This window comes from Xanthomonas sp. SHU 308 (assembly GCF_000364645.1).
Taxonomy (GTDB): domain Bacteria; phylum Pseudomonadota; class Gammaproteobacteria; order Xanthomonadales; family Xanthomonadaceae; genus Xanthomonas_A; species Xanthomonas_A sontii.
In genome coordinates this window covers 1-2,503 of sequence record NZ_AQOK01000123.1, presented here as the reverse complement: position 1 = coordinate 2,503, position 2,503 = coordinate 1, and the positions used below count along the sequence as shown (strand labels likewise).

General features: G+C 66.4%; 1 protein-coding gene. It reads right to left on the bottom strand.

Annotated features, from left to right (window positions below; genetic code table 11):
• Positions 1-208 precede the first annotated feature (208 nt).
• Positions 209-2,503, bottom strand: a 2,295-nt coding sequence (locus tag D588_RS0105465) for a TonB-dependent receptor (RefSeq protein WP_017915252.1), incomplete at its 5' end; no start/stop codon positions are given.

The following is a 2,503-nucleotide window of genomic DNA, read 5'->3' as shown; positions in this document are numbered from 1 at the left end:
TCCCCGCGCTGGCCGCCGCTTCGGAAGGGAACCCGGTAGATCAAAAGCAACAGCCAAAGCCGCAAGCAAAAAGCAAAGAGCAAAAAGGCTATGGCTACAGCTACCGGCTATTTACTGCTGCGAAAACGCAAACGGGCGGGAGGACTGTCGCCCTCCCGCCCGCTGGCGCCGGCAGGTGCTGCCGGCGTTGTGCTACGACGTGCTGCGATCAGTGCCAGTGCAGGTTGAACGAGACGCCGACGATGCGCGGTTCGTTGTACACGGCCGCCATGTAGTTCTCGATCACGCCCTTGAGGTTCTTCTCGTTGGTGATGTTGCGGGCGAACGCGGCCACTTCCCATGCGCCGTAGTCGCCGGTGTAGCCCAGCTTGAGGCCGCCCTCGAAGTTGCCGTTGGAGGTGAACTCGGTGGAGTCGTACAGAACGAAGCTGGTGTAGCCCTGCTTGTTCCAGTCGGTGGCGACGAAGAAGGCGCCGCCGTCGTTGACCGGGATGTCGTAGCGGGCGGCCAGGTTGACGTTGTACTTGGGCGCGTTCGGCAGCGGGTTGCCGTCGATCTGGGCGAAGGTGTTGTTGCCGATGCGGATGGTCGGGTCCTTCACCGTGCACACCACCACGCCGTTCAGGCCGCACACCTGCGCATACACGCGCTTGTCCTGGATCTCGCTGTGCAGCAGGCTCAGGCCGGCGGTCAGCGACAGGTTGGGGATCGGGCGCCAGTCAAGGTCCGCCTCCATGCCGTAGGCCTTGGCCTTGTCGGCGTTGAACAGCACGCCGTTGCCGTTGGAGTCGTTGCCGTTGAGCTGGATGTCGTCGACGGTGTAGGTGAAGCCGGTGACGTTCAAACGCAGGCGGTTGTCGAACAGGTTGCTCTTGATGCCGGCTTCCCACGACAGGATGGTTTCCGAGTCGGCGGTGGTGAAGTCGGAATTGAACACCGCCGAACGGCCCTGGATGGTCGGGCCACGGAAACCGCGCGCGACCTTCGCATACACGTTGACGTTCGGGTTGATCTCATACATCGCGCTCAGGTCCCAGCTCGGCTGGGTGTCGGCCAGGCGCACGTCGCGGCGGCCCTTGTAGGTGACCACGCCGGCCGCGGTGTCGGCGGTCTTGAGCAGCTTGGTCTCTTTGCTGTCGCGGGTCTGGCGCACGCCGGCGGTCAGGGTCAGCGCGTCGGTGACCTTGTAGGTCAGCTGGCCGAAGCCGGCCCAGGAGGTGTTGCTGTTGTGCAGGCGCACCCAGTTGTTGGGATTGCGCGCGGCGGTCTGCAGGAAGTAGGCGCGCTGGTAGAAGTCGGTGGTGTCCTTGCCGTCGAAGTAGAACGCGCCGGCCTGCCACTGCAGCGGGGCGTCGCCTTCGCTGGCCAGGCGCAGTTCCTGGGTGTACTGGTCCAGGTCGCGCACCTGGCCCATCGACTGGCCGTAGCCGTTGGGCACGCCGTTGACCGGGAAGTTGGCCGCGGCGCCGCCGTCGGTATCGCCGCGGCTGTAGCCGGAGGTGGTCTCGTAGGCGCTGATCGAGGTCAGCGACACTCCACCGAAGTCGTAGATCGCCTTCAGCGAGGCGCCGTGGGTCTTGTACGCCTGCGGGTTGTCGTGGGCCTCGTCGTAGGCCACCTGGTCGCGCGGCACGTCGACCTTGTTCGAGCCCTTGCGCAGGGCGCCGCGCAGGAACAGGGTGGAGGTGCCGTCGTAGTCGCGGGTATGGAACGAACCCAGCAGAGAGAAGTTCTCGCTCGGCTTCAGCAGCAGCTGCAGACGCGCGTTGCGGTCGTCGTAGCCGCCCATCGCGTCCTTCTTCGGGGTGACCGTGCCGTCGGCGCTCGGGCCGGTGTAGGTGTTGTCCACCCAGTCGTCGCGGTGCTGGTACAGGGTGGACACGCGGAACGACAGCACGTCGTTGATCGGGCCGCCGATGCCGCCGTCGACCGAGACCGTGTTGTAGCTGCCATAGCTGGCGGTGACCCGGCCGGTGTAGTCGTCGCTGGGCTTGATGCTGTCGAACTTGACGATGCCGGCGGTGGTGTTGCGGCCGAACAGCGAGCCTTGCGGGCCGCGCAGCACTTCCACCTGGTCCACGTCGTAGACCGGGTTGGACTTCAGCACCACGTGCTCCAGCACCACGTCGTCCTGGATGATCGACACCGGCTGCGAAGCGCCGAGGTAGAAGTCGATGTTGCCCAGGCCGCGGATGTAGAAGCGCGGGAAGATGCGGCCGGTGGTGGTCTCGGCGTAGAAGCTGGGCACGCGGCCGGACAGCGCCAGCAGCGTGTCGTCGCCGCCGGCGGTGAAGTCGCGCATCGCCTCGCCCTGCACCACGCCCACCGATACCGGCACCTCCTGCAGGTTTTGCTCGCGGTGCTCGGCGGTGACGATGATGGTGTCCAGCGAGGTCGCCGCATCGCCAGTGCCGGCGGCGTTGGCCGTGCGGGTCTCGCTGCCGGCCAGCGACGGCGCGCTGTCCTGCGCGGCGGCGGCGGCGGCGACCGAGGCCAGCACCAG